The sequence below is a fragment of the Variovorax sp. PBS-H4 genome (genome assembly GCF_901827205.1).
In the GTDB taxonomy this organism is placed as follows: Bacteria; Pseudomonadota; Gammaproteobacteria; order Burkholderiales; family Burkholderiaceae_C; genus Variovorax.
Genome location: NZ_LR594675.1, coordinates 5,091,050 through 5,113,076, shown reverse-complemented (window position 1 = coordinate 5,113,076; position 22,027 = coordinate 5,091,050). Strand labels below are relative to the sequence as shown.

The following is a 22,027-nucleotide window of genomic DNA, read 5'->3' as shown; positions in this document are numbered from 1 at the left end:
CCCGACGCTCCCCGCGTTCTGTGACGATGCGCACCTGAAACCCGAACATGCGCCATGCGAACGCCCCAGCCTCACGCGTTGCGATCCTTCATCCTTCTCTATGTGTTGCTGTACGCATCATTCGGGGTGGCGTCGCCCTTCTGGCCTCGCTTTTTCGAAACGCGAGGGATGTCACCCGAGCAGATCGGGCTTCTGCTGGGACTCGGGACCATCGTACGGCTGATTGCCGGCCCGGTTGCAGCGCGCCTGGCAGATCGCTTGGAGCGGTTGAGTCACGTGCTGGCCGCCGCTGCGGCCCTTGCTGCCTGCCTTGCACTTGGGCTTCCCTGGGTCGGCGGGTTCTGGATCTTTCTGGTCGTCCGGCTCTGCCATGAAGCTGCGCTCACACCAACCACGTCGCTTGCCGACGCCTTGGCGCTGGATGCTTCGAAGTCGGCCGCTTCATCCGCAACGAGGTTCGAATATGGCTGGGTACGAGGTGCGGCATCGGCCGCCTTCGTGTTCGGAACGCTGGTCGCTGGCCAAGTCATCGGCTGGACGGCACTCACATCGATCGCATGGATGCATGGGACACTCCTTCTGCTCGCAGCAGCAAGCACCATGCTGCTGCCAGCGCGGGGTGACAACACCCGCGTCGCCCCTGAACGATCATCCTTCGCGGCCATCGGGGAACTGCTGGGGATCGTCGTGTTCCGGCGCATGCTCCTCATCGCGGCCCTGGTCTACGGCAGCCATGCCATGCATGACGCATTCGCTGTCATCCGATGGAACGCAGCAGGCGTGAGCCAGGCCACGATCAGTGTCCTGTGGTCCGAAGCCGTTGTCGCGGAGGTCCTGGTCTTCGTGTTCATCGGACCTCGATGGCTCGATTCGCTCGGGTCGAGTGGTGCAGCTGCGATCGCGTGCACGGCGGCTGTCGTGCGATGGCTCGTGGTGGCGTCTTCGACCGATCCCTGGGCGCTGGCACTCGTACAGCCCCTGCATGGATTGACGTTTGCGCTTCTGCATCTCGCGTGTATGCGCCTCATGGGCACCACCGTGCCTCGGCATCTTGCCGCGACCGGCCAAGCCATGTATGCACTCGGACCAGGACTGGTGACAGCGCTTCTGACCATGTCGACCGGAATGCTCTATGCACGCCTCGGAGCCGGCGGCTTCCTGCTAATGGCGCTGTTGCCCGCCATTGCTTTGCCGCTGTGCCTGGGCCTGAAATTCTCGGCGCGGCGTCAAAGCAGGGGAGAGGGCTGATGACGATCCGCAAGGGTCCGTGGCCAGCTCCGATGTGCGGGCAAAAAGGGCTTGTCACCCGTTTGCGCGATATGTAGTATGCACTTCATGAAAATGTAGCGAAGGCTACATGAACTGGAATTGACTGCCACCCAACTGGAAGGCGCCCGACGATGATTCCGAACACAGCGGTCGACGCGTTCTCGGCCAAGGGAATTTCAGAGCCGACGGCCATAACGGCCCGCAACACCGCGGTGCTCGTGGTGGACATGGAGAACGACTTCTGCGTGGAAGGCGGCGCCATGGTGCTGCCCGGCTACGAAAAGCTGATCGGACCACAGCTCGCAGTCATCGACGCGGCGCGCGAGGCCGGAGGCCCGATCGTGTTCATCACCGATGCGCACCGCCCGGGGGTGCATCGCGACCGCGAGTTCCTCAAGCGGTCCCGCCATTGCATCGAAGGCACCTGGGGCGCGCGCGTGGTGGATGCCCTGAAGGCGCGTCCCGACGACCACTACGTCATCAAGCGCCGCTATTCGGGTTTCTTCGGCACCGACCTCGACATGACATTGAAGGACCTCGAAGTCGACAGCGTCGTCGTGATGGGCGTGGTCACCAACATCTGCGTGCGGTCGACGGTACACGACGCCTTCTTCCTCGGCTACCGCGTGTTCGTGCCCGAAGACTGCGTGGCCGCACCGTCGGCGCGCGAGCAGACGTCTTCGCTCTTCGACATCGCCACCAGTTTCGGCTGGGTCACCGATTCGACCGAGGTGGCACGCGCCTATTCCGGCGGCGGCCTGGTCGGCAATCGATTCGAATTCGCCTGACGCGCCGGCGGTCCATCCGAACGGCGCCTGCATGGCCCGGGTTTCTTCTCTTCAGCGTTCAACCTCTGGAGCTTCTCGCATGCATGCCCCACTCGTCATCTCGCCGCGCCGGCGCATCTTCGTTCGTGCCGGTGCCGCGGCGCTGGCCACCGGAACGCTCGGCCTGCCCGGCCTCGTCCACGCCGCTGCCGGCGGCCCCGTGAAGATCGGCATCCTGCAACCCTTCTCAGGGGGCCTCGAAGCGCTGGGCGAACAAGGCTTCCAGGGCGGCAAGATGGCGATCGATGAAATCAACGAAGCCGGCGGCCTGCTGGGCCACAAGGTCGAACTGGTGCGGGCCGATACGCGCACCGATCCCAAGACCGCGGTCGAGCGCGCGCAGGAGCTGATTCGTCGCGACGGCGTCGATGCGATCCTCGGCCCGCTCACCAGCGCGGAGCGCGATGCCGTGCGTCCGACCATCGAGCGTGCGAAGGTGCCGCTGCTCTATGCCACCGACTACGAAGGCGGCACCTGCAGCCGCTACATCACCTGCTTTTCCGCCCTTCCGGCCGCCTGGGTCGAGCCGCTGATCAGCTACGCGAGCAAGAACGTCGGCAAGAAGCTGTACCTCATCGGCAGCGACTACATCTGGCCCAAGCGCATGAACGAGGCGGTGCGCGCGTCGGCGCAGAAGAACGGCGCCACCGTGCTGGGCGAGGAGTACGTGCCCTTCGGCATCAAGGACTACGCCAGCACGCTGCGCAAGATCGAGGCCTCTGGCGCCGACACGCTGGTCGTCAGCGTCGTCGGAGCGGACGCCGTGACCTTGATCAAGCAGTTCGCCGGCGCCGGCCTCAAGCGCAAGCTGCGCGTGCTGTTCTTCGGCTTCAGCGAGAACTACCTCGCCGGACTGTCGACGCAGGAGTCCGACGACATCGTGACCGTCTCGAGCTTCACCTCGACGCTCAAGAAGCCGGAGGCGGCCGACTTCGTGAAGAAGGTGCGCGAGCGCTTCGGTCCGCAGACCATCGTGTCGAACAACCTCTATGCGCACTACAACCTGATGCGCTTCTACTTCGGCGGCGTGCAGCGCGCCAAGACGGCCGACAAGGAACGCGTGACCGATGCCATGCTCGGCCAGACCCTGGCGACGGGCAACGGCGAGGTGCTGCTTCGCGCCAGCGACCGCCATGTCGACCTCAACACGGTGATCTCGGTAGCAAAGGGCGGCAGCCTGGACCTGCTGCAGGATGTCGGCCGCGTGGTCGCGCCTTCGCAGTGCAAGAAGGCCTGAGCGTGTCCGCATTGCTTGAGGTCCGCGGCGTGCAGAAGCACTTCGGCGGCGTGCGGGCGCTCGAAGGGGTGGACCTGTCGCTCGATGCCGGGCAGGTCTACTGCATTGTCGGACCCAACGGCTGCGGCAAGTCCACCTTGCTGGCCGTCATCAGCGGCGACCTCGCTCCGACCGCAGGCACCGTCTGGTTCGACGGCCGCGACATCACCGGCCTGCCACCGCCGCGCATCGCGCGCCTCGGCGTGCTGCGCAAGTTCCAGGCGCCGAGCATCTGTCCGGCCCTGAGCGTGGCCGAGAACATGGAGGCCGCGCTGATGGTGGGCGTGCCGCCCTGGCGTCGCCTCGGCGCCGGCCGGCACCTGCAACGACTGGAAGAACTGCTGGACGTGATCGGCCTGTATCACCGCGCGGCCCTGACGGCCGAGGAGCTCGCGCATGGCGAGAAGCAGTGGCTGGAGATCGGCATGCTGCTGGCCGGCGACAGCCGCGTGCTGCTGCTGGACGAGCCTACCGCCGGCATGACCATCCGCGAGACGCAGCAGACCGTGTCGCTCATCAAGCGCATCGCCACCGAACACAAGCGCACGATTCTGGCGATCGAGCACGACATGCATTTCGTCGCCGGCCTGGAGTGCGAGGTGATCGCGCTGCTGCGCGGCAAGGTGCTGCGCCGCGGCAGCTACCAGGAGGTCAGCAACGACCCGGAAGTCCGCGAAGCGTACCTGGGAGCGGCCAGCCATGTTTGAAGCCTCGGGAGTCAGCGGCGGATACCTCAAGGGCAGCCAGGTGCTGCGCAATGTCACGCTCACCCTCGCGCGCGGCAGCGTCACCGCGTTGATGGGGCGCAACGGCATGGGCAAGACGACGCTGATGCGGGCCATCACCGGCCATCTGCCGCACGTCGCCGGCTCCATGCGCCTGCACGATTGCGAGCTCACCAAGCGAGCGGCTTTCCAGGTGGCGCAGCTTGGCGTGGGCTATGTTCCGCAAGGCCGCGACATCTTCGCCGACTTTTCCGTCGAAGAGAACCTGATGATGGGCGTGCTGGGCAAGTCGAAGCTGCCGAAGACGTTGCCCGACTGGGCCTGGAGCACCTTCCCGGTGCTGGCCGAAAGGCGCCGCCAACGCGCGGGCACCCTGTCCGGCGGCCAGCAGCAGCAGCTGGCCATCATGCGGGCGCTGGTCGGTCGGCCGGAGCTGCTGCTGCTCGATGAGCCCTCCGAGGGCATCCAGCCCTCCATCGTGATGGAGATCGGCGCGACGATACGGCGCATCGCGGCCGAGCAGGGCTTGGCGGTGCTGCTGGTCGAGCAGAACCTCGACCTGGTGCGTGCCATGGCCGGGCGCTGCCTGTTCATCGAAAGCGGCACCATCGCGGAAGAGGCCGATGTCGCCACGCTGCACGCCGAGGCCCCCGTGATTCGCCGCTACCTGTCGGCCTGACCGAGAGACGAGCAACGACATGACCGACATCCTCGCGCTGGTCCTCGACAGCACCAGCTTCTTCCTGGTCCTCCTGCTGGTCGCGCTGGGGCTGGTGATCATCTTCGGCCTGATGAACGTCATCAACATGGCGCATGGCGAGTTCTTCCTGATCGGCGCCTACACAGCCGTGTCGGTGACACGCGCCGGCTGGCCCTTCTGGTGGGCGCTGCTGCTGGCGCCACTGGTGTTGGCGGGGGTCGGCTGGATCGTCGAGCAGGCGGTGGTGCGCTTCGTCTACCGGCGCTTCATCGACTCCATCCTCGCCACCTGGGGTCTGTCGCTGATGCTCAAGCAGTTGATCGTCATCATCTTCGGTCCGCGGTCGCAGAGCGTGGCCGATCCGCTGGCCACCACGGTGAACCTCCTGGGCATGGCCTACCCCGGCTATCGGCTGTTCGTCATGGCGGCTTCGATCGCGCTGACGGCGCTGACGTTCGTGCTGCTCTATCGCACCCACATCGGCCTCACTATCCGCGGCGTGATTGCCAACCGCGCGATGGCGGCCTCGCTTGGCATCAACACACGGCGGCTCGACGTAAGCACTTTCATGGCGGGTGCGGCGCTGGCCGGCTTCGCAGGCGCCGTCATGGCGCCCCTGATGAGCGTCGATCCGCAGATGGGCGCGGGCTTCCTCATCCCCTCGTTCCTGTCGATCCTGGTGGGCGGGACCGGCAGCTTCCTCGGCGTGGTCATCGGCGCAGGCCTCATCTCCAGTGGCAGCACCGGACTGTCGGCCTTGCGCGATCCGGTGTTCGCCCAGGTCGTGGTGTTTTCTCTGGCCATCGTGATCATCCGGCTGTTCCCCAACGGGCTCTTCGGACGGCGCTCAAGATGAACCGCTTCTCTCCTTGGGCATCCTGGTCGACGCCGGCCATCTGGCTGCTGCTGGGCCTCGCGCCGCTCGCGCTCGGCGAATGGGCCCAGTCGCAGCTTGCCCAGTTCATGACCTACGGCATCTTCGCGCTGGGCCTTGGTTTCCTGTGGGGCCATGCGGGCGTGCTGTCTTTCGGGCAGGCCATCTTCTTCGGCCTCGGCGCCTACTCGATGGGACTGACCTCGCTCGGCATGGTGCCGGGTATCGCGCCGAGCACCTTCAACGGCCTGCTGCTTGCCTTCGCGACGAGCGGGCTGGCGGCGGCGATCTTCGGATCGATGCTCTTCTACGGCCGCGGCCTCGCCGGCGCCTACTTCGGGATCGTCACGCTTTGCGCGGCGGTCATCGTCGAGACTGCCACCGGGCGTTGGGACTTTGTCGGTGGCAACAATGGCCTCTTCGGCATCGCGCCGCTCGAACTGCCGCCTCTCCTGGCCGAACGCATTCCCGATTCGACGGCGCAATACCTGCTGGCCTTCGGGGTCGCGCTGGGCGTGTATGCGCTGCTGCGCTGGCTTTCCCGCACGCCCTTCGGTACGGTGCTGGCGGCGATTCGGGACAACGACCGGCGCGCTGCCTTCCTCGGCTTCGACGTGGCGATGCACAAGAACATCGCCTTCGTGCTGGCGGCCATGGTGTCGGCGCTGGCCGGCGCGATGTTTGCCAAGTTCTTCGGCTTCGTCTCGCCCACGCTGATTGGCTTCTCGCTATCGACCGAGGTGCTGATCTGGGTGGCGGTAGGGGGCCGCGGGGTGCTGATGGGCGCGTTCCTCGGGGCGATCCTGGTGCGCAGCGTCGAATCAGCCCTTTCCGAGCGCTTCGGCAACTTCTGGCTGCTGCTCCTGGGCGGCGTTTTCGTGGTGGTGGTGGTGTTCTTCCCGATCGGCGTCTTTGGACGGGTGCTTGCGCTCGCGCCTCCGCTGCGGCTGCGCATGGGAGCCCGTTCGACGGGTCCGGGCGAACACTTGGATGGCGCGGCGCATCAGGCCGGTCTCTTGATTCACAAGCGCTGAGCCTTTTTTTGCTTCGCCGCGTAAATCGCCTTCTCGGCGCGCCGAGCCGCCAGGCGATGCTGCCGGAGGAAAGCAAGCAGTCGCGCCTCTGCAGAGTGAAGCCGCCCCACACTTTGAGGAGCGCTTGCGAGCTCCTTCCAGATCTCGGTCATTGCCCCCGAGTCTGAGGACAGTTTCGTTCCCAGCGTCAGCACGGCAGGATGGATATAGGCCTTCTTGCAGACTGCTGGCGTATTGCCGAGCTGCGAGGCCACTGCGCCCAGAATCTCCTTGGCGCTGACGCGCGTGGGGGTCGATTCGCCCGCTTCGGCGCTGCACGCAAGGCGTGTCAGTTCCAGTGCCTGCACTGTTCCATGCCAGGTTCGGAAATCCTTTGCGGTGAAATTGTCCTGCGCCGCCTCTCGCAAGTAGTCATTGACGTCAGAGGACGAGACACTATGCGCTTCGCCATCAGGCCCCTGAAACTGGAACAGCTCCTGACCCGGCAACTGCTGGCACCTCCGAATCACGCGCGTGACTCGTGGATCATCGACTTTCGCTTCATGCAGCACGCCACTCTTTCCGCGAAAGCGCAGCTTCAGCGAGGTGCCGCGAACATCCACGTGCCGGTTGCGCAAGGTCGTGAGGCCGTAGGAGCGGTTGCTGTTGGCGTATTCGTCATTGCCCACTCGAAGGAAGGTGATGTCGAGCAAGCGAACCAACGTCGCCAGCACGGCCGCACGGCCGGGCAGGCGTTCCTTGGCAGCTGCTCGAAGGTCGCGCGCCACCCGTGCACGAATCTTCGGCAACGCGCGGCCGAATTGTTCCAGGCGCTCGAACTTGGTCTCGTCCTTCAGCAGGCGCCATTCGGCGTGGTAGCGGTACTGTTTGCGGCCGCGCGCATCCATTCCGGTGGCCTGCAGGTGCCCATTGGCCAATGGACAGATCCAGACGTCCGTGTAGGCGGGGGGAATGGCCAGCTGCCTGATGCGGGCAAGCTCATCGGCGTCATTCAACCAGCGGCCCTCCGTGTCCCTATAGCGAAAGCTTTGGCCACGCCGCACACGCGTGAAGCCGGGCATGCCGGCATTCACATACACGAGGCCGTTGGTGAGGGGCACGGGTTTGGAAATTGCAGCGTCAGCCATGCGCTTGAAAGAGATTGCAGGCAAGCGTGCATTGCCGCAAACTTTCCGGCGAGATGGCGGCGGCGCCGCCTGCCTGTAGGACGCAGCTAGGCGTGCACGTGCGAGCCCGCCGCTTTGCGCTCAGTCCCCCGGCTGCCAGAGTGTCGGATAGTGCGTGACAAAGCCGTCCGGCGTTGTCAGCAGCAGACCCTCATAGTCGAAGCGCGGAGACTGGTACCAGTACTCGAGCTCGCTGCGGCGTTCGTAGTGCTGCGCCAGCGCACTCAGGCCTTCATCCTGAAGATCGAGCCAGGCGGCGGGGGCCTCGGCGCTCTCGCTGACCCGAAGGTTCAAGCGACGCAATGGGAGCAGGTTGGTGGCAGGGGTGAAGCCCAGATCCAGATCCGTGCAGTGGGCCAGGCCTGACACCACCTGATCGTTGAGCGACCATTCGCCGTTGCCGGCGCGCGCGATCGCGAAGTCCACCGGGAGGCTACCGGCCCAACCGCGTACGCGCGCCCACTTCGCATGCCAGGCCTTGTCACAGTGCACGCGGTAGTCCAGACGGGCGGGCTGGCCGTTCTCGCCGCGAAACACCGCGGCGCCATCGAGCTGCCATCCGTCGCCGTGCTTCTCGAGGCGGCAGGCGTCATGGCCGGGCAGGTCGAGCCGGCGCCAGAACATGGTGGCTACGATTTGCATGGGCCCGATGATGGCATCGAAGCCCCCAGCGCACCAGTGCCCGCCCCGGGACGGCAAAATCCAGCGCGTGACCGCCGCTCCAATCCGCCGCATTGCCCACCTCGACATGGATGCGTTCTATGCCTCGGTGGAACTGCTGCGCTATCCGCAACTCAAGGGGCTCCCCGTCGTGATCGGAGGCGGCCGGCGCAAGGTGGATGAAGCCCTCCGTGAGTTGCCGCAAGGCAGCACCCTGGCCGACATCCCGGTCGAGGCCTTCCCGCTGCTCAGGGACTATGTGGGGCGCGGCGTGATCACGACCGCGACCTATCCCGCGCGGCCTTTCGGTGTCGGCTCCGCGATGGGGCTGATGAAGGCTGCGAAGCTGTGTCCGCAGGCCATCATCCTGCCGGTCGATTTCGACGAGTACCGCCGCTACTCGCGCATGTTCAAGAAGGTGATCACCGAGATTGCGCCGCTGATGGAAGACCGCGGAGTGGACGAGGTCTACATCGACTTCACCCAGGTGCCTGGCGGCCAGCGGGAGGGCGGGCGCGTATTGGCCCGCCTGATCCAGCGCTCGATCTTCGATGCCACCGGGCTCACCTGTTCGATCGGCGTTGCGCCGAACAAGCTGCTGGCGAAGATGGCGAGCGAGTTCGACAAGCCGAACGGTGTCTCGGTGGTCTACGACCACGACCTGGAGACGCGCATCTGGCCTCTACCCTGCCGGAAGGTCAATGGCATCGGGCCCAAGGCCGACGAGAAACTTCAGCGCTTGGGCATCCGCACCGTGGGCGAGCTCGCGGCCCGGGAACGCAACTGGCTGATCGAAAATTTCGGCAAGGCCACCGGCGCCTGGATGCATGAGATGGCCTGGGGGCGCGACGAGCGGCCGGTGGTGACCGAAAGCGAACCGGTCTCGATGAGTCGCGAAACCACCTTCGAGCGTGACCTGCACGCAGTGCGCGACCGGGCCGAGCTCGGCGCCATCTTCACGCATCTCTGCGGGAAGGTGGCAGAAGATCTGCAACGCAAGGGCTACGTGGGCAAAACGATCGGGATCAAGCTGCGCTACGACGACTTCAAGACCGCGACGCGCGACCAGACCATCGAGCAGTTCACCTCGGACGCGAAAACAATCCGGCAAGCGGCCGGACGCTGCCTCAAGCGCGTACCGCTGGAGCGGCCGCTGCGCTTGCTGGGCGTGCGCGTCGGGGCACTGGTGAAGGCGGGCAGCGTGGAGGCAACGCGCACGCCGGTGCAAGGTGGATCGGCATCGCAATCGCGTGCCGCTGCGCTCCCGATCACCGCTTCGCTTTTCTAGACAGGGGATGCCTGGACGGTACTGCCTGATCTGCATCGCGGGGCGCATCTGCAGCCTGACTCGATGCACGGCAGCGCACCCGCTCGTGCTGGGTTGCTTCAAGAGGTCCGGCGCTTGCCGGAGGCGAAGTTTTGCTCGAAGCGGGTCTGCAGGAAATCCAGTAGCGCGCGCAGGGCAGCACTGTTGTGGCGCCGCTGCAGGTAGGCGGCCGACAGCCACATGTCGTTGCGCACGCAGTCCTGCAGCACCGCGACCAGCTCGCCGCGGTCCACGTAAGTCTGGACCAGCAAAGCCGGCAGGTAGAGAACGCCGAAGCCCATCAATGCCGCCTCGATCAGCGGCCCGGCTTCGGAAGCGTCCATGCGGCTCTTGACCGGCACATCCTGCGCTTGGCCGTCGACCTCGAAGCGCCACTGCGGATGGACGCCGAGGCGGGAGTGCGTCAGCGCATCGTGCTGCGCCAGCTCGGCCGGATGCGCCGGCGTGCCGCGCTTTTTCCAGTATTGGGGCGATGCGCACACCACCAGCTTCAGCAGCGTCAGCTTGCGAACGATGAGATTGTCGTCCTCGATGGGTCCGACACGCAGCGCCAGGTCGATCGCTTCCTCGGCCATGTCGACCTGGCGGTTGCTCAGGTGCAGACTGAGGCTGACCTCGGGGTAGTAGCCCATGAACTGGGCCAGGAGCTTGGGCAGGTCGCCTTGTCCCATGCCGTGGGGCGCCGAGATGCGAAGCCGGCCCCGCGGCTGGCTTGCATGCTCCTGCAGTTCGGCCTGGGTGAGCTCCACCATTTCCATGACCGGCTTGCTGCGCTCGAGCAGCAGCGCGCCGGCGTCCGTGAGGCTGACCGAACGCGTCGAGCGATTGAGCAGGCGCACGCCGAAGCGACTTTCGAGCTCCGCCACGTACTTGCTCACGGTGGCCTTGGACATGTCGAGGCGGGTGGCCGCACGGGAGAAGCTGCCGTAGGCGGCGACTTCGCGGAAGGTCTTGAGGAGGTCTAGGCTGTCCATGTCAGTCGCGCATTGTGCGGCGACCCGAAAATTTCAGCTTGCTCAGCCCGTGTTGCGCAGGCCGGCCGCGACGCCGTTGATCGACATGTGGATGCCGCGCTGCAGGCGCTCGTCGTCCTGCTGGCCGGCGCGCCACCTGCGCATCAGTTCCACCTGGAGGTGGTGCAGCGGATCGATATAGGGAAACCGGTGGCGGATCGAACGCTGCATCTCGATGTTGCCTTCCAGCCGCTGCTTCGCGCCGGTGATCAGCGCCAGGGCGTCGGAGGTGCGGTGCCATTCGGCCTCGATCATCGAGAACACCTTCTGGCGCAACTTGCGGTCCTCCACCAGTTCGGCGTAGCGCGTGGCCAGGGCGAGGTCGCTCTTGGCCAGCACCATGTCCATGTTCGAAAGCAAGGTGCTGAAGAAGGGCCACTGCGCAACCATGCGCTGCAGCAGTGCCTGCCGCTCCTTGCGGGCCGTTGCGCTGCCCGCAGCAGCCAGGAAGCGTTCGATCGCGGAGCCGAAGCCGTACCAGCCAGGCAGCGTGAGCCGGCACTGCCCCCAGCTGAAGCTCCAGGGTACGGCGCGCAGGTCCTCGATTCGGCGGCTCGGATTGCGCGAGGCCGGCCGCGAACCGATATTCAGCTCGGCAATTTCGCGGATCGGCGTGGCGCTGAAGAAGTAGTCGCCGAAGCCGGGTGTCTCGTAGACCAGCGCGCGGTACGCCGCCATGCTGGCGGCCGAGAGCTCGTCGGCCGCGGCGAGGAAGGCAGGCGGCGCCGCTTTGGCCGACGGCAGCAGCGTGGCCTCGAGCGTGGCGGCAACCAGCGTCTCAAGATTGCGCCGCCCGATCTCGCGGTTCGCGTACTTGGAGCCGATGACCTCGCCTTGTTCGGTCAGGCGGATCTGGCCGCGCACCGTGCCGGGTGGCTGTGCCAGGATGGCTTGGTAGCTCGGACCGCCGCCGCGCCCCACCGTGCCGCCGCGGCCATGGAACATGCGCAGGCGAATGGACGTCCCGGCCTTCTTGTTGAGCTCGTCGAACAGCGCGACGAGTGCAGTGCCTGCGCGATAGAGCTCCCAGTTGCTGGTGAAGATACCGCCGTCCTTGTTGCTGTCGCTGTAGCCCAGCATCACGTCCTGCTCGGCGCCCGAGCGTGCAATCAGTGCCTGGATGCCGGGCAAGGCGTAGAAGGCGCGCACGATGGGCGCGGCATTGCGCAGGTCCTCGATGGTTTCGAACAGCGGCACGACGATCAGGTCGCAGGTGGCGTTGCCGATTTCGGCGCCGGGCTGCCCTCCGCCGGCAGGCGCCCGCTTGTTCGGAGCTGGCGAGGGCGGGACGCCATGGCTCAAGGTCCCGCGCAGCAGCCCTGCTTCCTTCTGCAGCAACAGCGCCTCGAGCAGATCACTGACCGTCTCGGTATGGCTGATGATGTAGTGGCGGATCGCCGCCGCGCCGTAGCGTGTGCGAGCCCGGCGCGCTGCTGCGAAGATCGCGAGCTCGCTCTGCGCAAGCGGCGAGTAGCCGGCGTCCGGCACGCGCAGCGGGCGCGCGTCGTCCAGCAGGCGCAACAGCAACGCTTGCTTCGCTTCCTCGGCCAGCGCCGCGTAGTCGGGCTCGATGCGCGCCGTGGCGAGCAGTTCGGCAACCACGGCCTCGTGCTTGTCGGAGCTCTGGCGCAGATCCACTGTCGCGAGATGAAATCCGAACACCTCGACGGCGCGGATCAGAGGCCCGAGGCGCTGGCCCACCAGCGCAGCGCCGTGCTTGTCGAGCAGCGATTGCGCGATGGTGCGCAGGTCTGCCAGGAAATCCTCGGCACGTTGATAAGGATTCTGCGGCGCGACCGCGTGGCGCGCGGCCTCGCCGCCGGTCAGCTCCCGCAGCGTGGCGGCAAGGCGCGAGTAGATGCCGGTGAGCGCCCGCCGGTAGGGCTCGTCCTGGCGGTGCTCGTTGTGGTCGGGCGAGCGCTCTGCGAGCGCCTGCATCTCCACCGACACGTCCACCAGCGTGGCAGACAGCGACAGCTCGCTGCCGAGGTAGTGCACCTCTGTCAGGTAGTAGCGCAGCGCCAGCTCGGCCTGGCGGCGCATCGCGTACTCGAGGCTTTCGGCCGTCACGTTGGGATTGCCGTCGCGGTCCCCGCCGATCCATTGGCCCATGCGCAGGAAAGGCGCAATGTCGCTGCGGCCCAACGCCTTTTCGAGCTCGGCGTAGACACGAGGGATCTCGCGCAGGAAGGTGGCCTCGTAATAGCTGAGTGCATTCTCGATCTCGTCGGCTACCGTGAGCTTGGAGAAGCGCAGCAGCCGCGTCTGCCAGAGCTGGAGCACGCGTGCGCGCATGCGGCCTTCGTTCTCGCCCAACGCGATGGGCGTCAGCATGTCCCGGGTGCCGGCGAAGCACTGCTGGCGCAGCTTGATGTCGTCGCGCTCGGTCAGCAGCTGCGCGATGGCACGCTCCGCATCGAGGATGCTCTTGCGCTGCACTTCGGTTGGATGGGCTGTGAGCACCGGCGACACGTAGCTGTGGGCCAGCGACTCCACGACCGCTGCCGGCGTGATGCCCGCCTTGCGGATGCGCGCGAGCGCCATCTCCAGGCTGCCGGCGGCGCTCTCGCCCGTACGCTCGGTCTCGGTACGGCGGCGGATCTGGTGCCGGTCCTCGGCCAGGTTCGCCAAGTGGCTGAAGTAGGTGAACGCCCGGATCACGCGCACCGTCTCGGCGGCGCTGAGTCCCTTGAGGAGATTCTTGAGCGCGCGGTCGGCTGCATGATCGGCGTCGCGCCGGAAGGCGACGGACAGGGTGCGGATCTTCTCCACCAGCGCGAAGGCCTCCTCGCCCTCCTGCTCGCGGATCACATCGCCGAGGATGCGTCCGAGCAGGCGGATGTCGTCGATCAGCAGTTGTTCGTCGCTGTTGCGGCGCCTCGTGGCGGAAGCGGGGCTGGGGTTGCTTTTCATGCCAAAGATCTCCTCGTTCAACCGGGTCGGCGCTGCGTTGCTGCGATGCAACAATGCTAGCATTCCCAAGGTCCCCCACAGCAACGGAAACGGTCCCCTTGAGCAACATCGTGATCGCCACGCGCGAGAGTCGCCTGGCCCTTTGGCAGGCCGAGCATGTGCAATCCCTGCTTCGGCAAAGAGGTCACGCAGTCAGCCTGCTCGGCATGACCACGCGCGGCGACCAGATCCTCGACCGCTCGCTCTCCAAGGTCGGTGGCAAGGGCCTCTTCGTGAAGGAGCTCGAGCTGGCGCTCGAAGAGGGCCATGCCGACATCGCGGTGCACTCGCTCAAGGACGTGCCCATGGATCTGCCCGAAGGGTTCGCGCTGGCCTGCGTGCTGCAGCGCGAGGACCCGCGAGATGCGCTGGTGTCCCCGCGCTACGCGTCGCTCGAGGCTTTGCCGCAGGGGGCCGTGATCGGCACCTCCAGCCTTCGGCGCGTGGTCCTGCTGCGCTCGCTGCGTCCCGATCTGCGCATCGAGCCCTTGCGCGGCAACCTGGACACCCGGCTGCGCAAGCTCGACGACGGGCAATACGACGCGATTGTGCTGGCGGCTGCCGGCCTCAAGCGACTGGGCCTCGAACATCGCATCCGCGCCGTCTTCGAACCCGAGGTCATGCTGCCGGCCGCTGGGCAGGGCGCGCTGGGGATCGAAGTGCGCGCCGACCGCACCGACCTGCTAGCGCTGCTGGCGCCGCTCGCCAGCCAGCGCGACCAGCTGGCCACTGCTGCCGAGCGGGCTGTCAGCCGTGCCATGGGCGGCAGCTGTTCGATGCCGCTGGCTGCCCACGCGCGCTGGCAGGACGGCGATCGTCTGCGCATCGATGCGGCCTGGGGCGATCCGGAGGGCGCCGCGCAGTTGGTCCAGGTTCACGCGCAGGCCGAGGTCACCGATCCCGCGCAGGCGGTCGCGCTCGGCGACGGCGCCGCCCGCCTGCTGCGCCAGGCGGGCGCGCACTGAACGAGATGCCGGCGCAGAAAGTGATCGTCACGCGCCCGGCTCGCGAGGCGGCGCGCTGGGTCGCCGCCCTGCGCGCCGCCGGGCTGGATGCACAACCCCTGCCACTCGTCGAGATTGCTCCGGTGACCGATACCAAGGACCTTCAAATGGCGCGGCAGCGCTTGGGCGACTATGCCGCCCTGATGTTCGTGAGCGCCTCGGCGGCCGAGCATTTCTTCGACGGTGCCCATGCCATCGCTGCCAACCTGCATGCGCGCTGCTGGGCCACCGGTCCTGGTACCGTACGCGCCCTGCAGCAGGCCGGCGTTCCTGCCACCGCCATCGATGCGCCGGGCGAGGACGCTGAGCAGTTCGACTCGGAGGCGCTGTGGGCAGAGGTCCAGGCGCAGGTCAGCCCGGGCGCACGTGTGCTGATCGTGCGCGGCGGCGATGCAGCGGGGCAGCCCGCCGGACGCGCCTGGCTGGCGCACGAGATCGTCGCGGCTGGTGGCGCATGCGACGTTGTCGTCGCCTACCGTCGTATCGCTCCACCCTTCGACGTGGCCGCGCGGGCACTGGCTGCGGAGGGTGCGCGCGGCGAGGCGACCTGGCTCTTCAGCAGCGCCGAGGCCATCGCCCGTCTGCGCGCCGCGATGCCCGGCACGGCATGGACGTCCGCGCGGGTGGTTGCCACCCATCCGCGCATCGCGGAAGCCGCGCGGGCCGCGGGTTTCGGGACAGTGCGCGTCTCTTCCCCGGTGCTGGACGCGCTGGTCGCGTCGATAGAATCCTTCGCATGAGCGACGCCTCCGTCTTGAACGAAAGCCTGCAGGAACCGGTGGCGCGCGCCCCAGTGCCGGCGCAGCTTCAGGCGGCACCGCTCCCCGCAGCCACGCTCTCGAAGATTCTGCTTGGACTCCTGGCCGCGTCCGCGGTGCTGGCGCTGGCGACGGTACTGGTGCTCTGGCAGAAGGTCAGCGGGATGCAGGAGCAACTGGCCCGGCAGAGCGCCGACGCCATGGCGCAGTCCCTGGAGGCCCGTACCCTGGCGCGGCAGGCGCAGGAGACGGTGCGAGACACGGCGGCTCGCCTGGCCCTCAACGAGACCCGTGTCGCCGAAGTGGCGCTGCAGCGTTCGCAGCTCGAGGAGCTGATGCAGAGCCTGTCGCGCTCGCGCGACGAGAACCTGGTGGTCGACATCGAGGCCGCAGTCCGCCTTGCGCTGCAGCAGGCCGAGGTCACGGGCAACGTGCAGCCGCTGCTGGCCGCCCTCAAGGCCGGTGACCTGCGCATCGCACGCGCCGCGCAGCCGCGGCTGGCGCCTCTGCAGCGCGCGATGCAGCGCGACATCGATCGTCTGCAGGCCGGCGCCACCGCCGAAAGCGGCGAGACACTGCGCAAGCTCGACGACCTGGTGCGCATGGTGGATGGGCTGCCGCCGCTCAACGCGGTGGCCACGCCCGGCGCCGGCCTCAACCCCTGGCAAGCCGAGCCGATGCCGAACGATGCGCCATGGTGGCAGCGTGTCCTGCTGATGGTGCGCAACGAGGCACGCTCGCTGCTGCGCGTGGGCCGCATCGACCGACCCGAGGCCGTGCTGCTGTCGCCCGACCAGACCTTCTTCTTGCGCGAGAACCTGAAGCTGCAACTGCTCAACGCGCGACTGGCCCTCCTGTCCCGGCAATTCGACACTGCGCGCAATGAGTTGGCCACCGTGTCGGCCTCCCTCAACCGCTACTTCGATCCGGCCTCGCGTCGCGTGCAGGCGGCCGCCACGCTGTTGCAGCAGTTGCAGGCCCAGATCAAGACCAGCGAGCCGCCGCGCATCGACGAGACGCTGGCCGCGCTCACCACGGCTGCGGCGGGGCGATAGGCTTCCGGCATGCGCGCAGCACTCTGGCTCCTTGCCTTGTTCGGCATCGCGGCGGCGGTGGCGCTGTTCGCCGGCAACAATCACGGTACCGTTACTGTCTTTTGGCCGCCGTGGCGAGTCGACCTCTCGCTGAACCTCACGCTGCTGATCCTGCTCGGGGCCTTCGGGCTGCTGCACGTGGCCTTGCGTGCACTGTCGGCGCTGTTCTCCCTGCCGCGGCAGGCTCGCCAATGGCGCCTGCAACAGAAGGAGCGCTCTCTGCACGCGGCGCTGCTCGACGCTCTTGCGCAGCAACTGGCCGGCCGCTTCTCCCGCTCGCGCAAGGCCGCGCAGGCGGCGCTCTTGCAGGAGCAGGCATTGGCCGCGCTGGACGCAAGGCTGCCGCAGGCGCAGCAGATACGCGTGTTGTCGCACCTGCTCGCTGCGGAGAGCGCCCAGGCGCTGCAGGACCGGGGCGCGCGCGACGCGCATCTGCAGCAGGCGCTCAGCGAGAGCGCGGACCGCGGCGTGCTCGCCAGCCCGGAGACGCGCGAGGGCGTGCAGTTGCGCGCGGCCCGGTGGGCGCTCGACGACCGCGACGCGCCTGCCGCCTTGGCCCGGCTGGAGGAGCTCCCCCAGGGTGCGCAGCGCCGCACGCTTGCCCTGCGCCTGCGGCTCAAGGCTGCGCGCCAGGATGGGCGTACGCAGGAGGCGCTGGAAACCGCCCGCCTGCTGGCCAAGCATCGCGCCTTCTCCGACGCCGCCGCACAGAGCATCATTCGAGGCTTGGCGACGGAGCTGCTCTCCGGCGCGCATGATCCCACCCAACTGCTGCGGGCCTGGGGAGAGCTCGAGGGCGAGGAACGCGAGATGCCTGAAGTCGCCATCCACGCGGCACAACGCATGGTGGCGCTGCGCGGCGACCTGACCCTGGCGCGCGCCTGGCTGCTCCCGGTCTGGGACCGCATGATCGAGCAACCTCGCAGCCTGCACGAATCGTTGCGCGTCAAGCTGGTGCGGGCGCTCGAGGCTGGCCTGGACTCGGTCGACGCCGATTGGCTGGCGCGCATCGAATCTGCGCAGCGGAACAATCCCCGCGACGCCAACCTGCAGTACCTGGCCGGCATGGCTTGTATGAAGCGCCAGCTCTGGGGCAAGTCGCAACAATTGCTCACTCACGCCGGCTTGGCGTTACAAGATCCCGTTTTGCATCGACGGGCTTGGCAGGCACTGGCAGAACTCGCGGAAGCTCGCGACGACAGTGAGCAGGCCTCGGCCGCCTGGAAGCGTGCCGCACAGATCGAAACCCCCTGAGGGGCCTGATTCGTTCCGACTATCGCTATCTTTTCGATAGCTGCAGCTCCAATTCCGGCCTGAAATTGCGCTGTGTAGGAGCACGCTTACCCCATCGGACGCCACACCCGTTTACCCTGCCGAACGCCGTAGGCCAAGAAAGATTTGAGCCTAGCGCGTTGCTGATGTACAGTCGTAACTGTTTGCAAAAGTATTCATTCAGGGTCATGACTCGGAGTTGGGTTTGAAACGTTTCCTACTACATGCCACTTTGTTCGCCTCGGCTGGGCTGCTGTTACAGGCTTGTGCGCCCTTGGCGCCGGGCTTTCGCTCGGCGAGCAACGACGGTGCCCAGGCTGTATCGCCTTCGGGCTTTTCCACTTCGGAGATCGATCCGCCGCCTGCCGGCGCAATCACCGAAATCACGCCCCAGCTGATCCAGGCACAGCGTGCCGCGGTCGGCAATAACGTCCCGCCCGAAGTGCGGGCACTCGTGGGGGAGGCGCCGGTCTACAAGATCGGTCCTGGCGATGTGGTGAGCGTCGTGGTCTATGACCATCCGGAAATCGTGTTCAGCGGAATCCCCGCCACGACGGTTGCCGATCAGGCGAGCGTCTCGCCGGCTCCGGGCTTCATCGTCTCCAACACGGGCCACATGAGCTTCCCCTACGTAGGCCAGATCAAGGCCGACGGCATGACGATCCAGGAGCTGGAGCAGACGCTGATCAACAGGCTGTCGAGGGTGTTCAAGAGCCCGCAGCTGAGCGTGCGGGTGAACGCCTTCCGCAGCAAGCGCGCTTACATCGAAGGAGAAGTGCGCACGCCGGGCCTGCAGATCTTCACGGACATCCCAATGACGCTTGCAGAGGCGATCAATCGCGCGGGAGGTTTGTCGGGGAACGGTGACCGCTCTGCCGTGACCCTGACCCGGGACGGCAAAACCGTCACACTCGACCTGATGTCCATGGCCGAGGCCGGCATCGCGCCCACCAGCATCCCGCTCCGGTCGGGGGACCTGGTCATGGTGCGCAGTCGCGATGAACGCAAGGTCACCGTCATGGGTGAGGTGAACGTGCAGACGGGCGTGATGATGCGCAACGGCCGGCTCAGCCTGAACGACGCGCTGACCGAAGTCGGCGGCGTCAATCTCGGGACCGCCAATCCGCGCCAGATCTACGTGATCCGCAACGAAACAAACGGCTTGTCGATCTTCCACCTCGACGCCCGCACGCCGACGGCGATTGCCATGGCCGAGGGCTTCGCGCTCAGGCCCAAGGACGTGGTCTATGTCGACCCGGTCCCGCTGGTGCAATGGAACCGCGTGCTGAGCCTGATTCTTCCGACCGCCACGACGGCGACCTCCTATCGCGATCTGGGTTCGCGCAGCACCGGGGGCGGCAGGTAGTGGCCATCCAGAACGTTCTCGTCGTGTGTACCGGCAACATCTGCCGCAGTCCGATGGCGGAGGCGGTGATGGCTGCCGACCTGCCCGACGTCCAGGTCGACTCGGCCGGCCTGCATGCGTTGGTCGGCAAGCCTGCGGACCCCACCGCGTGCGAACTGCTGGAGGCGCGCGGCATCGACATCGGCGGGCACCGCGCCCAGCAACTCAGCGTCGAGCTGTGCCAGCGGGCCGACCTGATCCTGGTGATGGACCGCGAGCAACGCCGCGCGGTTCAGGAGCGCTATCTGTTCGCTTCCGGAAAGGTGTTTCGTCTCTGCGAGTTCAGCGACGAGGATGTGCCCGATCCTTATCGCGAAGATCGCAGCATCTTCGAGCACTCGCTCCAGCTTATCGAATCCGGCGCCAGGCAGTGGGCCCAACGCATCTCAAGAGTATCCAGTTGATGACTTCCTCAATCATTACCAAGACGAATCCCTCCCCGGCAAGCGCGGCGGACGAGGAAGACCTGGACCTCGGGCGCTACCTCGAGGTCCTGGTCTCCAACAAGTGGCTGATCGCGGCGATCACGCTCGTCGTGTTCGTGATCGGCGCGAGTTACGCCTTCCTGGAGCGCCCCATCTACGAGTCCAACATGGTGATCCAGGTCGAGGACACGGAGTCCGGCGGCAAGGGCATCCTGGCTGAAGCGGGTGGCTTGGTCGACGTGAAGACGCCGGCAAGCGCCGAGATCGAGATCATTCGCTCGCGCATGATCGCGGGCCAGGCGGTAGAGGCCACCAAGCTCTACATTTCTTCCGGACCGCGGTACGTGCCCTATATCGGCGGCTGGCTGGCACGCCGTGCCAACGGCCTGTCGGACCCTGGCTTCCTCTGGCTGGACGGCTATGTGTCCGGGACCGAGCGCATCCTCGTCTCGCAGTTCGACGTGCCGACCATCATGGAAGGCGGCCTTTTCACCGTGACCGCCGCGGCGAACAACCAATACACGCTCGACTACCCCGGCATGCAGCAGGTCAAGGGCACCGTCGGGACACTGCTGAGGGCAGAGACGCCCGAGGGGCCGATCACGCTGCAGATCGACCAGCTCGCCGGCAAGCCGGGCGCGCTGTTCAACCTGTACCGCTACGCGAAGCTGCCGACCACCATCGGATTGCAGACCAGCCTGGTCCTCCAGGAGCGCGGCAAGAACTCCGGCATCGTCAACGTATCGCTGCAGGACACCGACCCTTTCAAGTTGACGCGTGTGCTCAATGCCGTGGGCGACCAGTACGTCAAGCAGAACATCGAGCGCAAGGCTGCCGAGGCGCAGAAGACGCTTGCCTTCCTCGATGTCCAGTTGCCCCTGTTCAAGAAGCAGCTGGAGGCATCGGAGGAGGTCTACAACCGCTACCGCAACCAGAAGGGCACGGTGGCCTTCAGCGAGGAAGCCGCGCTGATCCTGGGCCAGTCGGTCGACCGGCAGACCAAGCTGCTGGACGCCCAGCAGCGCCGGCGCGAGCTGGAGTCGCGCTTCACTTCCGCGCATCCCGCGGTGCAGACCCTGGACAACCAGATCGCTGCGCTGAAGTCCGATATGGGCAGCATCCAGGAACGCATCAAGGGCCTGCCGGCGATCCAGCAGGAAGCGGTGCGCATGGAGCGCGACGTCAAGGTGAACACCGAGCTCTACCAGTCGCTGCTCAACAATGCGTTGCAGCTGCGCCTGGTGAAGGAAGGCAAGGTCGGCAACGTGCGCGTGCTGGATGAGGCGGTGGTGCCCACGCAGCCAGTCAAGCCGAACCGCAAGGTGATCATGGCCGCCGCGCTTGCGCTCGGGTTGTTCCTCGGCATCGTTGCGGCCTTCATCCGAAGCTCCTTTGTCGAGCAGCGGCTCCGTGATCCGCACGAAGTCGAAGCCGACACCGGGCTGCCCGTGTTCTCGACCATTCCGTTGAGTCCTTCGCAGGCGGCCATTGCCAAGCGTCGTCTCAGCGGCGCCACCGGCGTGCGCCTGCTGGCGATCGAAAGCCCCGATGACCCCGCGGTCGAGAGCTTGCGCAGCCTGCGCACCGCGATGCAGTTCGCGATGCTGGAGTCGCCCAACAACCGGGTGCTGATCAGCGGTCCGACGCCGGGCGTCGGCAAGAGCTTCGTGACGGCGAACTTCGCTGCCCTCATGGCCGCTGCCGGCAAGCGCACGCTGCTGATCGATGCCGACCTGCGCCGCGGCCACACGCACCAGTACTTCGGCCTGCAGCGTCACGGGGGGCTGTCCGAGCTGATCGCAGGCAGCCTGACGGTGCAGCAGACCGTGCACCGCCAGGTCGTGCCCAACCTCGATTTCCTTGCCACCGGGCAACTGCCGCCCAACCCGGCGGAACTGCTCGTGTCGGACTCGTTCAAGACCATGCTGGAGCGCTTGTCCGAGCAGTACGACCTGGTCGTCATCGACACGCCGCCGGTGCTGGTAGCGGCTGACACGTCCACGGTGGCGGCCCACGCGGGCACGGTGCTCCTCGTGGCGCGCGCCGACCAGTCGACCATGGGCGAGCTGAAGGAAAGCACGCGACGGCTCTCCATGAGTGGCAAAGCCGCCACGGGCGTGCTGCTCAACGCGATGGACCTGGGCCGGCGTACCTTCGCACCTTACAAGTACGGGCGCTATCGCTACACCAGCTACAACTACGAGAGCATCCTGCCCGAAGAGCAGTGAAGCAAAAAAACCGGGCCA

Annotated in this window: 19 protein-coding genes; 15 read left to right on the top strand and 4 right to left on the bottom strand. The window is 66.6% G+C overall.

Features of this window, described 5'->3' with window-relative positions:
* The first annotated feature begins 54 nt into the window (after nucleotides 1-54).
* The 7 genes from E5CHR_RS24400 (at nucleotide 55) to E5CHR_RS24370 (ending at nucleotide 6,705) form a co-directional block, all read left to right on the top strand.
* Nucleotides 55-1,248, top strand: a complete 1,194-nt coding sequence (locus tag E5CHR_RS24400) for an MFS transporter (RefSeq protein ID WP_162582230.1) — start codon at nucleotides 55-57, stop codon at nucleotides 1,246-1,248.
* Between the two features lie 152 nt (nucleotides 1,249-1,400).
* On the top strand, nucleotides 1,401-2,057 hold the full coding sequence (locus E5CHR_RS24395; RefSeq protein ID WP_162582229.1) for a cysteine hydrolase family protein: 657 nt from the start codon (nucleotides 1,401-1,403) through the stop codon (nucleotides 2,055-2,057).
* A gap of 79 nt (nucleotides 2,058-2,136) precedes the next feature.
* The gene (locus E5CHR_RS24390; RefSeq protein ID WP_162582228.1) at nucleotides 2,137-3,333 is read left to right on the top strand and encodes a substrate-binding protein; all 1,197 of its coding nucleotides are present in this window, start codon (nucleotides 2,137-2,139) and stop codon (nucleotides 3,331-3,333) included.
* Nucleotides 3,334-3,335: 2 nt separating this feature from the next.
* Complete coding sequence (locus E5CHR_RS24385) at nucleotides 3,336-4,079, top strand: ATP-binding cassette domain-containing protein (RefSeq protein WP_232062181.1); 744 nt, start codon at nucleotides 3,336-3,338, stop codon at nucleotides 4,077-4,079.
* Nucleotides 4,072-4,776: an ABC transporter ATP-binding protein gene (locus E5CHR_RS24380; protein ID WP_162582227.1), complete on the top strand. Its 705-nt coding sequence runs from the start codon at nucleotides 4,072-4,074 to the stop codon at nucleotides 4,774-4,776. Before E5CHR_RS24385 ends, E5CHR_RS24380 begins: the two co-directional genes overlap by 8 nt.
* 19 nt (nucleotides 4,777-4,795) lie before the next feature.
* Nucleotides 4,796-5,653: a branched-chain amino acid ABC transporter permease gene (locus E5CHR_RS24375; protein ID WP_162582226.1), complete on the top strand. Its 858-nt coding sequence runs from the start codon at nucleotides 4,796-4,798 to the stop codon at nucleotides 5,651-5,653.
* A complete protein-coding gene (locus E5CHR_RS24370) occupies nucleotides 5,650-6,705 on the top strand; it encodes a branched-chain amino acid ABC transporter permease (protein ID WP_162582225.1) in 1,056 nt (351 codons plus the stop codon). Before E5CHR_RS24375 ends, E5CHR_RS24370 begins: the two co-directional genes overlap by 4 nt.
* On the opposite strand, the gene E5CHR_RS24365 is transcribed toward E5CHR_RS24370, so the two are convergent.
* Nucleotides 6,693-7,832, bottom strand: coding sequence for a DNA topoisomerase IB (locus tag E5CHR_RS24365; protein WP_232062180.1), 1,140 nt, complete (start codon nucleotides 7,830-7,832; stop codon nucleotides 6,693-6,695). The two genes, E5CHR_RS24370 and E5CHR_RS24365, sit on opposite strands and share 13 nt — an antisense overlap.
* 120 nt (nucleotides 7,833-7,952) lie before the next feature.
* Entirely contained in the window at nucleotides 7,953-8,513 is a 561-nt protein-coding gene (locus E5CHR_RS24360) for a putative glycolipid-binding domain-containing protein (RefSeq protein ID WP_162582224.1), read from the bottom strand.
* Between the two features lie 106 nt (nucleotides 8,514-8,619).
* On the opposite strand from E5CHR_RS24360, the gene dinB reads away from it, so the two are divergent.
* Entirely contained in the window at nucleotides 8,620-9,819 is a 1,200-nt protein-coding gene (gene dinB / locus E5CHR_RS24355) for a DNA polymerase IV (protein WP_232062321.1), read from the top strand.
* A gap of 98 nt (nucleotides 9,820-9,917) precedes the next feature.
* Here the strand turns inward: dinB and E5CHR_RS24350 are convergent, their stop codons facing one another.
* Together E5CHR_RS24350 and ppc are read right to left on the bottom strand one after the other, a co-directional pair.
* Nucleotides 9,918-10,832 (bottom strand): LysR family transcriptional regulator, encoded by a 915-nt coding sequence (locus tag E5CHR_RS24350; protein WP_162582222.1) that lies wholly within the window; start codon nucleotides 10,830-10,832, stop codon nucleotides 9,918-9,920.
* A 42-nt stretch (nucleotides 10,833-10,874) separates the two neighbouring features.
* Nucleotides 10,875-13,784 carry a phosphoenolpyruvate carboxylase gene (gene ppc / locus E5CHR_RS24345; RefSeq protein WP_162582221.1) on the bottom strand — a complete coding sequence of 970 codons (2,910 nt, stop codon included), beginning with the start codon at nucleotides 13,782-13,784 and terminating at the stop codon, nucleotides 10,875-10,877.
* 53 nt (nucleotides 13,785-13,837) lie between these two features.
* On the opposite strand from ppc, the gene hemC reads away from it, so the two are divergent.
* The 7 genes from hemC (at nucleotide 13,838) to E5CHR_RS24310 (ending at nucleotide 22,009) form a co-directional block, all read left to right on the top strand.
* Nucleotides 13,838-14,788, top strand: a complete 951-nt coding sequence (gene hemC, locus E5CHR_RS24340) for a hydroxymethylbilane synthase (protein WP_162582220.1) — start codon at nucleotides 13,838-13,840, stop codon at nucleotides 14,786-14,788.
* Between the two features lie 5 nt (nucleotides 14,789-14,793).
* Entirely contained in the window at nucleotides 14,794-15,567 is a 774-nt protein-coding gene (locus E5CHR_RS24335) for a uroporphyrinogen-III synthase (RefSeq protein ID WP_162582219.1), read from the top strand.
* Complete coding sequence (locus E5CHR_RS24330; protein ID WP_162582218.1) at nucleotides 15,564-16,640, top strand: uroporphyrinogen-III C-methyltransferase; 1,077 nt, start codon at nucleotides 15,564-15,566, stop codon at nucleotides 16,638-16,640. Before E5CHR_RS24335 ends, E5CHR_RS24330 begins: the two co-directional genes overlap by 4 nt.
* Before the next feature lie 9 nt (nucleotides 16,641-16,649).
* The gene (locus tag E5CHR_RS24325; protein WP_162582217.1) at nucleotides 16,650-17,933 is read left to right on the top strand and encodes a heme biosynthesis HemY N-terminal domain-containing protein; all 1,284 of its coding nucleotides are present in this window, start codon (nucleotides 16,650-16,652) and stop codon (nucleotides 17,931-17,933) included.
* Between the two features lie 292 nt (nucleotides 17,934-18,225).
* On the top strand, nucleotides 18,226-19,317 hold the full coding sequence (locus tag E5CHR_RS24320; protein ID WP_232062179.1) for a polysaccharide biosynthesis/export family protein: 1,092 nt from the start codon (nucleotides 18,226-18,228) through the stop codon (nucleotides 19,315-19,317).
* A gap of 5 nt (nucleotides 19,318-19,322) precedes the next feature.
* The gene (locus E5CHR_RS24315; RefSeq protein ID WP_269474089.1) at nucleotides 19,323-19,760 is read left to right on the top strand and encodes a low molecular weight protein-tyrosine-phosphatase; all 438 of its coding nucleotides are present in this window, start codon (nucleotides 19,323-19,325) and stop codon (nucleotides 19,758-19,760) included.
* Entirely contained in the window at nucleotides 19,760-22,009 is a 2,250-nt protein-coding gene (locus E5CHR_RS24310; protein ID WP_162582214.1) for a polysaccharide biosynthesis tyrosine autokinase, read from the top strand. The genes E5CHR_RS24315 and E5CHR_RS24310 overlap by 1 nt, the downstream gene beginning before the upstream one ends.
* Nucleotides 22,010-22,027: the final 18 nt, after the last annotated feature.

Coding starts and splice junctions, on each gene's coding strand:
- E5CHR_RS24400 (WP_162582230.1), top strand. CDS start 55: ATGCGAACGCCCCAGCCTCACGCGTTGCGATCCTTCATCCTTCTCTAT.
- E5CHR_RS24365 (WP_232062180.1), bottom strand. CDS start 7,832: ATGGCTGACGCTGCAATTTCCAAACCCGTGCCCCTCACCAACGGCCTC.
- E5CHR_RS24325 (WP_162582217.1), top strand. CDS start 16,650: ATGCGCGCAGCACTCTGGCTCCTTGCCTTGTTCGGCATCGCGGCGGCG.
- ppc (WP_162582221.1), bottom strand. CDS start 13,784: ATGAAAAGCAACCCCAGCCCCGCTTCCGCCACGAGGCGCCGCAACAGC.
- E5CHR_RS24375 (WP_162582226.1), top strand. CDS start 4,796: ATGACCGACATCCTCGCGCTGGTCCTCGACAGCACCAGCTTCTTCCTG.
- E5CHR_RS24370 (WP_162582225.1), top strand. CDS start 5,650: ATGAACCGCTTCTCTCCTTGGGCATCCTGGTCGACGCCGGCCATCTGG.
- E5CHR_RS24395 (WP_162582229.1), top strand. CDS start 1,401: ATGATTCCGAACACAGCGGTCGACGCGTTCTCGGCCAAGGGAATTTCA.
- E5CHR_RS24335 (WP_162582219.1), top strand. CDS start 14,794: ATGCCGGCGCAGAAAGTGATCGTCACGCGCCCGGCTCGCGAGGCGGCG.
- E5CHR_RS24350 (WP_162582222.1), bottom strand. CDS start 10,832: ATGGACAGCCTAGACCTCCTCAAGACCTTCCGCGAAGTCGCCGCCTAC.
- E5CHR_RS24380 (WP_162582227.1), top strand. CDS start 4,072: ATGTTTGAAGCCTCGGGAGTCAGCGGCGGATACCTCAAGGGCAGCCAG.
- E5CHR_RS24390 (WP_162582228.1), top strand. CDS start 2,137: ATGCATGCCCCACTCGTCATCTCGCCGCGCCGGCGCATCTTCGTTCGT.
- E5CHR_RS24360 (WP_162582224.1), bottom strand. CDS start 8,513: ATGCAAATCGTAGCCACCATGTTCTGGCGCCGGCTCGACCTGCCCGGC.
- dinB (WP_232062321.1), top strand. CDS start 8,620: ATGGATGCGTTCTATGCCTCGGTGGAACTGCTGCGCTATCCGCAACTC.
- E5CHR_RS24330 (WP_162582218.1), top strand. CDS start 15,564: ATGAGCGACGCCTCCGTCTTGAACGAAAGCCTGCAGGAACCGGTGGCG.
- hemC (WP_162582220.1), top strand. CDS start 13,838: ATGCTAGCATTCCCAAGGTCCCCCACAGCAACGGAAACGGTCCCCTTG.
- E5CHR_RS24310 (WP_162582214.1), top strand. CDS start 19,760: ATGACTTCCTCAATCATTACCAAGACGAATCCCTCCCCGGCAAGCGCG.